Below are 7,635 nucleotides of genomic sequence, written 5' to 3'. Positions count from 1 at the left end.
GCCTTAGGTTACCCACCCAAGCGCTCCAACCAGACATTTTTGAAAGGTGAGTGCTATGTCCTACAGAACAATACTCGTCAATTTCAACATCGACGGTCCGGTAGCACCGCTTATGGATTTCGCCATCAATCTGGCTGCTCGATTCAACTCGCACTTGATCGGCTTTACGGCGGCGGGCGTTGTCGCTCCCACGACAGCGCGCCATGGTATATTGATCGACAACCAAACGATGGGTCGCGAGCGGGAAGAAATTGACCTACGCATGAAAATATTACGACGCGAATTCGAGAGCCTTGCCGGTACTCATGTCTCCCACGAATGGCGCGAGGCTGTCGTCAATCCAACCTCCCTCCTGATTGAAATGTCTCGGGTAGCTGATCTCGTCATCACGGGGCCCGATGAGGTGATGACGCTCGGGCATTCAGAACGTTGCGTCAATTTGGGCGACGTGGTGCTGGAGGCAGGTCGGCCTGTATTGGTGGCGGCAAAGGACGCTAAACGCATCTTCACCAATACCGCACTGATTGCGTGGAAGGACACGCGCGAGGCGCGCCGCGCTGTTGTCGACGCTCTTCCGCTGTTGTGTCAGGCGAACGATGTTGTGGTGGCAACCGTCGCCGACGACGCGGACACACTTACTCAGGAAAGCCTCGATGATGTTGTAACGTTCCTCCACCGTCATGGAGTAAAGGCTTTGAGCAAGATCATCGAGGACAAGCACGAGAGCGAAAGCCTTTTGACCTTTGCGCGTTCGATCGAAGCCGAACTCATCATATCGGGGGCCTACGGGCACAGCAGGGTACGGGAGATGGTGTTCGGCGGAGTCACCCGCTCGTTGCTGGCAGAAGGCAACTCCAGCCGTTTCCTATCAAGCTGAAGGCGACGCCAAAGTCTCATTCTGGCTGTAGATTGAGGATTGCCGGGATGAGATTTGTATCCAACGGATTGCGGATAATCGAAAATCCAAACTCTCGGCACATTATTGACCGAGCAACGCCCAGCCGAGGCCACGTCCTTGCAAGTCAAGTCTGACAAGCACTGCATATTCCGCGATCTCGTGATCCGGATCGGAGAAAGTCGAGCTATCCGGGCCAGTTGACTGCTCCTCTTGTCCGTCGTGCGACAGGCGAAGCTTCTCGGCCTCAGCCGTGGCAGCGTCTATTATCTGCCGCGTCCTGTGCCCGACGGGGCTCTTGCCCTGATCCGGCGGATCGACGAACTGCATCTTGACTACCCGTTTGCCGGCAGCCGGATGTTGCAAGGCCTTTTGAAGGCAGAAGGGCTTGTGACAGGGTGGCTTCACATCGCCACGCTGATGAAAAAGATGGGTATTGAGGCGATTTACCGCCGCCCCAATACGTCGAAACCTGCGCCAGGACACAAGGTCTACCCCTACCTCCTGCGCAAATTGGCGATCACCAGACCCAATCAGGTCTGGGCGATGGACATCAGCTACATCCCCATGGCACGCGGCTTCGTTTATCTCTGCGCTGTCGTCGACTGGTTCAGCCGCCGGGTTCTATCATGGCGGTTATCGATCACGATGGAGACGGCGTTTTGTATCGAAGCGGTTGAAGAGGCACTGGCCCTGTATGGCAAGCCCGACATCTTCAATACGGACCAGGGATCGCAGTTCACCTCCATCGACTTCACGGCGGTGCTGTAAAAGCCGAGATCGACATCTCCATGGACGGTCGCGGCGCATGGCGGGTCCATGTCTTTGTTGAGCGGCTCTGGCGGTCGATCAAATATGAGGAGGTCTATCTGCACGCCTACAAAAGCGTGCCGGAGGCCCGGCTGGGATCGGCCGGTATCTCCGTTTTTATAATACCCGCCGCCCACATTCATCCCTTGACCGGCAAAAATGAAGGACAAGAGCTTGCCGGAGCTTGGGCGAATGGCGCTCAGCGTAAAGCTCGACATTGTTGACATTTTAGCGCTTAGATCCGCTGATTTTGACCTAGCGCAATGCGCACCTTCGAAACATAATGAAAGTATTGGGCTTCTTGCCGGCGACTAATCGCTTGGTCATGTTTCGAGAGAATGTCCATTGTCCAGCTCAAGAACAGTCCTTGTTATTGCCCCCGACCATGGGCTGCGACGGTCAATTGAGTTCGCGCTCGAGGTTGAAGGCTTTGCGGTATTTTCATTCGAGCAATTGACCCCTGCCCTTGCATCGCCTCATGTCGCAGACGGCATCTGCATTGTCATAGACGAGGAAGCGCTTTTGAGCGACCCATTCGCGATGGCGGCGGTCAAACAAATCACCCAACCCGCACTGTTACTTGTAGACCGATCCCGTACCATGCCTGAGGTGCTCAGCATCAAGATTCTCAGAAAGCCCATCTTGGGCAACGCGTTGATAAGGGCCGTCAGATCAACTGACGGTAATCTACGTTGAAACCGGTAGGTACATGAACGAATTTCGCGCCCCAACAATTTCGGCAACTGTAGTCATTGGACGGAATGCAGAGGTGGTCATGCTAGCCTACACGTCAAATCAATTTTCCGCGTAGCTCCGGTCGGATAATCATTCGATCGTTCCATTGCCGCCCGGCCCTGCTCACCTGCAACAGACTTCGTTTTATGCTCCCGGATCGGAGATTTACGCTCAAGGCGAAAAGACCGTAAACATTTTATCAGGTCGAGTTCGGTGTCGTTCGCGTGTATCGCCTGCTTGCCGACGGAAGGCGTCAGGTCAATGCGTTTCATTTATCCAGGGAAGTCCTCGGTCTCGAAGCCGATGAAAACCATCATTTCTTTACGGAGGCAATAATGGGCACCAATCTTCGCTTGTTTCCACGCTCTAAGCTCGGCGCTATCTCTCAGGAACTGTTCTCGCTGGCATTGCGCAGTCTCCCGCGCGCACGGGAAGCTGCTTGGCGGTCGATTCAGGCTAATCGGCACACCCCAACGATAATTCTCTCGGTTGTCCTGTTCGCCGCTGCAGTCGTGCCGTTTTTCGACCGGAAAACAGCCCTGGAAAGTCCCGTCGCCCGGTGAAAGGAGTCTTTCCCATGTTGATTCAAATCAATGCGCCGAGCGCACCTCGGATTGAAAGTCATTGCATGCCTGTCATTAGTCCCTCAACCCCCGATGAAAGTGATCTCAATGCAATATCCTCGACTGCACTTCCACGGGGCGGCGCACGGCGTCACAGGGAGCTGCTATGAGATCGAGACGGCAAACTCTCGCATCCTGATCGACTGCGGGATGTTTCAAGGTTCGAAATCAGAACGCGCGCTGAACTATGAACCGTTCCCTTTCGAACCAGCCTCGATAGACGCGGTCGTCCTCACGCACGCACATATAGACCACAGCGGGCTGCTGCCGAAACTGGTAAAGCACGGCTTCACGGGCCACATTTTCACGACAGTTGCAACGATCGATCTTTGTTCCGTCATGTTGCCGGACTCAGCGCATATTCAGGAGATGGAGGTCGAGTATTTGAATCGCCGCAATGCTCGACGCGGGAGAGAAACAGTTTCCCCGATCTACACGCAGGAAGATGCCGCAGCTTGCATGCCCATGTTTCGGCCAGTCCAATATTGTCAATGGTTTTCGGCCGCGAGGCAGTTTAAAGCGCGTTTCTGGAACGCTGGCCACCTTTTGGGGTCGGCCTCGGTGGAGGTCGAAATCGAAAGCAGTGGAGCCAGCCCGCTGCGCCTGCTTTTTTCCGGCGACATTGGACCCAGCCATAAGCTCCTGCAACTGAAACCCAAAGGCCCCGTCGAATTGGACTATGTTGTGTGCGAAGCAACCTACGGCGATCGGGATCGCGGGGATGTTTCGGAGGACCAACGACGGGAGTGCTTGCGCGACGAGGTCCGCCGCGCAGCCGAAGCCGGCGGCCCGCTGATAATTCCTTCCTTCGCAGTCGAACGAACGCAAGAGCTGCTCGCGGACTTATTCGTGCTGATCAAGGATGGCAGCATTCCAACGACTTCTATCTTCGTGGACTCTCCCCTGGCGACTCGAGCGTCCGAAATTTTCGAACGCCATTCTGTCGACATTGAGAATGGCGACGTACTGCGTGCCGCTCTTGCCGCGCCGAACATCTATTTCACCGAGACTGTTGAACAAAGCAAAGCCATCAACAGGATGCACGGATATTTCATTATCATCGCGGCGAGCGGAATGTGTGATGCTGGGCGCATCCGTCATCATCTCAAGGCAAATTTGTGGCGTCGGCAAGCGACATTGCTGTTAATCGGCTACCAAGCTCAGGGCTCCCTGGGTCGTATATTGCTCGATGGAGCGGCCCGCGTGAGAATTCAAGGTGAGGAAATCGAGGTGAAAGCCGCGATTCGTCGACTTGACCTGTATTCGGGCCACGCGGACGCGCAAGAACTGCAAGACTGGATACAACAACGCCTACCAATCCGGCATGAGATTTTTCTAACGCATGGTGAAGTAACTGGCCTCAGTGCATTAAAAACGCGTCTTTCGGCGTTCTCGCCGAAGTTAAGGATCACAACCCCGGTTCTTGATGAAACGTTCGAATTGACGCAAAACGGAGCGCACCGTGTCGAAACAGGCCGCCCGCGCCGATTGCTTCCGTCAGACGTGGCGCGTCTCGACTGGCACAACGAGCTTTCACGCTTGCTGCTGGACATCAACCAAGTGGTCGGAGGCCAATCAGATGAACGGGGAAGATCCCTTGTGATCCGGCGTCTTCGGCGTGCACTTGAAGCCGTTCAAGAAGGACAATGAGAACGAGCTGGCGGCCGCCGATATACCGGCCACCAAACTCACGATTCAGGCAACGGTAAGTAAATCCTCCACCTCTTTAACTCCGGGTGCCGACCAAGCCGCCTGCGTCACCAGCCCCCGATCCGCCCAGACCTTTACGCGTCCTTCAAGCGTTACCTTGCCACGATCATCGACCATCACGCGGATGTCGGATGGCTCGACCCGGGCATGTCGGTTCAAAGCGTCTTCGATCCGCCTTTTTACGTCAAATGACGAGACATGCGGCTTGACCTCGATTTTGTTGGTGACCTCAAACACACCGGCCAATGCCCTTACCGCTTCGGTCGCCGCGATCTTCTGGTAGTTCCAGTCGACGGTGCCGGTCAGAACCACCCAGCCGTCCTCCACCTGCACCTGGACCGCACCGTCCGGAAGGTTCGTGCTCCAGTTGAGAATGTTCAGCGCTCGCTTGGCTATTTCGTCGTCCGCTGTGCGATGGCTGCCGGCGGGCCGCACCTCCATGTCCTGGGCGATACCACGTACACCCTTAACTCGGCACACGACCTCGGCCGCTGTGTTCTTTTCTATGTAGGTCGGGACATGGCCCGTCAACGTAACCACCCCGTTTTCGACTGACACGCCGATATTGGCGGCGTCAACGCTCGGCTCGAATTCAAGTTCGTCGAGAATATTCTGTCTCAGAACCATGTCGTTCATCGATGTTGTCCTTTCCTGCGTCTGGCAGTCTTATTAGCAAGATTGGAGCGTATCGCGGCTGATCGCATTGATCGAAGTCAAACCATGTCCCTTGGTAGTATTTGTCCTTGATAAATCCATTGCGGCGTGTCGAGCATGCTGTCAATAACAGTCGGTACCTTTCGAAACCTGCGGACATTTTCACTGCTCACACGTCACAATACATTGAAATCACCGCGAGCGGTTCGATGCCAATGCCTGCATAACTTCCTCATCAGACAGCTGTGGAAAATAGCCGTAGTGGAAGCCAATTGCTTCCAGCGCTGCGGGCTCTTCGAGACAGACAACTTCTTCGACCTCGTGTCTTAGCGCTTCCATCGTTTCAGTTGCCCCGACCGGAACAGCGAGAATGACCTTTCGAGGTTTACGCTGTTGCAATCCCAGGATTGCAACACGAGCAGTTGCCCCGGTCGCGATGCCATCATCGACGAGGATGACCGTACGGCCCGCAACATCGATCGGGGCCCGTTTTCCGAAATACACAGCACGGCGGCGTTCGATTTCCTTGAGCTCTTCGGCGCATTCTCGCTGAAACACCTCTTCCGAAACTCCGCTACTGTAGAAGACGTCGTCATTGCGTACCACCAGGGGATGAGAGCCGTCGATTACTGCACCCATTGCGAGTTCTGGTTGATACGGGACGCCGACCTTGCGTACAATAATTAGATCAAGTGGTGCGACGAGCTCGTTTGCGACCTCGACTGCAACTGCTACACCGCCTCGCGGCAGGGCAAGCACAACGACGTCCTGATTCTGATACTCCTTTAGGGCTTTGGCCAACTGCCTGCCGGCATCCGCTCGATCTTCAAACATGACATGCGCTCCAACTGATCAGCTGCACAAGAGTAGTGTAGGAGACCACTACAATTGGATGTGATCTTTGATCCAGCGCAATGCCGAGCTTCTCGACACGAAATAGTTTTTCGGTTGAACGGCAGCCAGTGCAGTCCGCAAAGAGGAGATCAAGATGAACAGGTTCCGTTGGCAAGATGGTCTGATCACGATGGTCGGCCTATGGCTGTTTATCTCACCCGTCATCCTTGGATACGGTGGTAAGGACGCCGTTGCACTTGATGCTGTTGCCTGGAATTTCATACTCTCCGGATTGGCCATCCTGACAATCAGCGTTCTGACACTGTTTTGGTACCGGTCATGGGAGAAGTGCGCAGATATAGTCATTGGCGTTTGGCTCGCATCATCGCCTTGGTCAATGAACTTTTCGGACATGCTCGCTGCGCGACTTAACACATGGGGATCATCATCGCGGCGACGGCACTTTGGGCGATTTCCGATGGCCAAAGACCCTTTCACCCACTGTAGGACGCGTCCTTCCGCGTATCGAGAACAACAATGACAAAAGCCCTTTATTTGATCGTTATCATCATCGGCCCAATATTTTTTGGCGGAGCCATCGCGTTCGCGGACGCTTCGCCTCCGTCGCTTGCTCCCATGCTGGAGCGCGCGGTTCAGAGTGTCGTGAGCATATCTGTTACGGGAAAGACGGAAGAGGAGATTGATCCGCTGCTTCAGGACCCATTCTATCGCCGGTTCTATGGTCTGCCGGAGGCGATTCCTCCCCAGGCCTTTTCCTTTCAGTCGGTGGGGTCGGGCGTTATCTTTGATGCGCAGCGTGGGCTGATCCTCACAAACTACCACGTTGTCGAACATGCCGACGCCATAGCCGTCACTCTCGGTGGCGGAAAAACCTTAGAAGCGAGATTGGTGGGGTCGGATGCTGAGACCGACCTGGCGCTGGTCGAAATCAAGTCTGATAGTCTCTCCGCGATGCCAATTGGTAATTCCGATGACTTAAGGGTCGGAGACTACGTGGTCGCTATCGGCAATCCCTTTGGTCTTGGGCAAACCGCGACGCTGGGCATCGTCAGCGCCCTCGGCAGACCGGGTCTAGGCAACGATAATCTTGAGGAATTCATCCAGACCGACGCCTCTATCAATCCCGGAAATTCCGGCGGTGCACTTGTCAATTTGCAAGGGGAACTTGTCGGCATCAACAGTGCTACGGCCGGAAGCGCCCTCGGCGTCAGTTTCGCAATACCAATTGGCCTGGCCAAGCATGTTGCAGATGAGTTGGCGGTGCATAGACAGGTGAACCGCGGGGAGCTTGGTGTCGTCATCCAGAACATGACGCCGAAGCTCCGCCTTGCGCTTAAAATCAACCGTGATTCA

Annotated in this window: 6 protein-coding genes and 1 pseudogene; 5 read left to right on the top strand and 2 right to left on the bottom strand. The window is 55.1% G+C overall.

Features of this window, described 5'->3' with window-relative positions:
• Positions 1–55 precede the first annotated feature (55 nt).
• The 4 genes and pseudogenes from AAAB35_RS26335 (at position 56) to AAAB35_RS26320 (ending at position 4,713) form a co-directional block, all read left to right on the top strand.
• Positions 56–877 (top strand): universal stress protein, encoded by an 822-nt coding sequence (locus AAAB35_RS26335; protein ID WP_340671289.1) that lies wholly within the window; start codon positions 56–58, stop codon positions 875–877.
• 231 nt (positions 878–1,108) lie between these two features.
• Positions 1,109–1,868, top strand: a pseudogene (locus tag AAAB35_RS26330) (IS3 family transposase); the annotation flags it as partial.
• 796 nt (positions 1,869–2,664) lie between these two features.
• Positions 2,665–3,003: a hypothetical protein gene (locus AAAB35_RS26325; protein ID WP_340671288.1), complete on the top strand. Its 339-nt coding sequence runs from the start codon at positions 2,665–2,667 to the stop codon at positions 3,001–3,003.
• A 93-nt stretch (positions 3,004–3,096) separates the two neighbouring features.
• Positions 3,097–4,713: an MBL fold metallo-hydrolase gene (locus tag AAAB35_RS26320; RefSeq protein ID WP_340671290.1), complete on the top strand. Its 1,617-nt coding sequence runs from the start codon at positions 3,097–3,099 to the stop codon at positions 4,711–4,713.
• A 45-nt stretch (positions 4,714–4,758) separates the two neighbouring features.
• Here the strand turns inward: AAAB35_RS26320 and AAAB35_RS26315 are convergent, their stop codons facing one another.
• Together AAAB35_RS26315 and AAAB35_RS26310 are read right to left on the bottom strand one after the other, a co-directional pair.
• Positions 4,759–5,409: a BON domain-containing protein gene (locus AAAB35_RS26315; RefSeq protein ID WP_340671287.1), complete on the bottom strand. Its 651-nt coding sequence runs from the start codon at positions 5,407–5,409 to the stop codon at positions 4,759–4,761.
• 210 nt (positions 5,410–5,619) lie between these two features.
• Positions 5,620–6,261, bottom strand: coding sequence for a phosphoribosyltransferase family protein (locus AAAB35_RS26310; RefSeq protein ID WP_340671286.1), 642 nt, complete (start codon positions 6,259–6,261; stop codon positions 5,620–5,622).
• Positions 6,262–6,897: 636 nt separating this feature from the next.
• Between AAAB35_RS26310 and AAAB35_RS26305 the strand changes: the two genes are divergently transcribed.
• A partial coding sequence (locus AAAB35_RS26305; protein ID WP_340671285.1) for a trypsin-like peptidase domain-containing protein occupies positions 6,898–7,635 on the top strand: 738 nt, incomplete at its 3' end.

It is taken from the genome of Phyllobacterium sp. (genome assembly GCF_037994425.1).
Taxonomy (GTDB): domain Bacteria; phylum Pseudomonadota; class Alphaproteobacteria; order Rhizobiales; family Rhizobiaceae; genus Phyllobacterium.
The sequence above is the reverse complement of the archived record's forward strand: the minus strand, read 5'-3'. Positions and strand labels throughout refer to the sequence as shown.

What these genes read in the sequence shown, in the direction of transcription:
- AAAB35_RS26335 (WP_340671289.1), top strand. Translation starts at nt 56, where the DNA reads ATGTCCTACAGAACAATACTCGTCAATTTCAACATCGACGGTCCGGTA.
- AAAB35_RS26320 (WP_340671290.1), top strand. Translation starts at nt 3,097, where the DNA reads ATGAAAGTGATCTCAATGCAATATCCTCGACTGCACTTCCACGGGGCG.
- AAAB35_RS26315 (WP_340671287.1), bottom strand. Translation starts at nt 5,409, where the DNA reads ATGAACGACATGGTTCTGAGACAGAATATTCTCGACGAACTTGAATTC.
- AAAB35_RS26310 (WP_340671286.1), bottom strand. Translation starts at nt 6,261, where the DNA reads ATGTTTGAAGATCGAGCGGATGCCGGCAGGCAGTTGGCCAAAGCCCTA.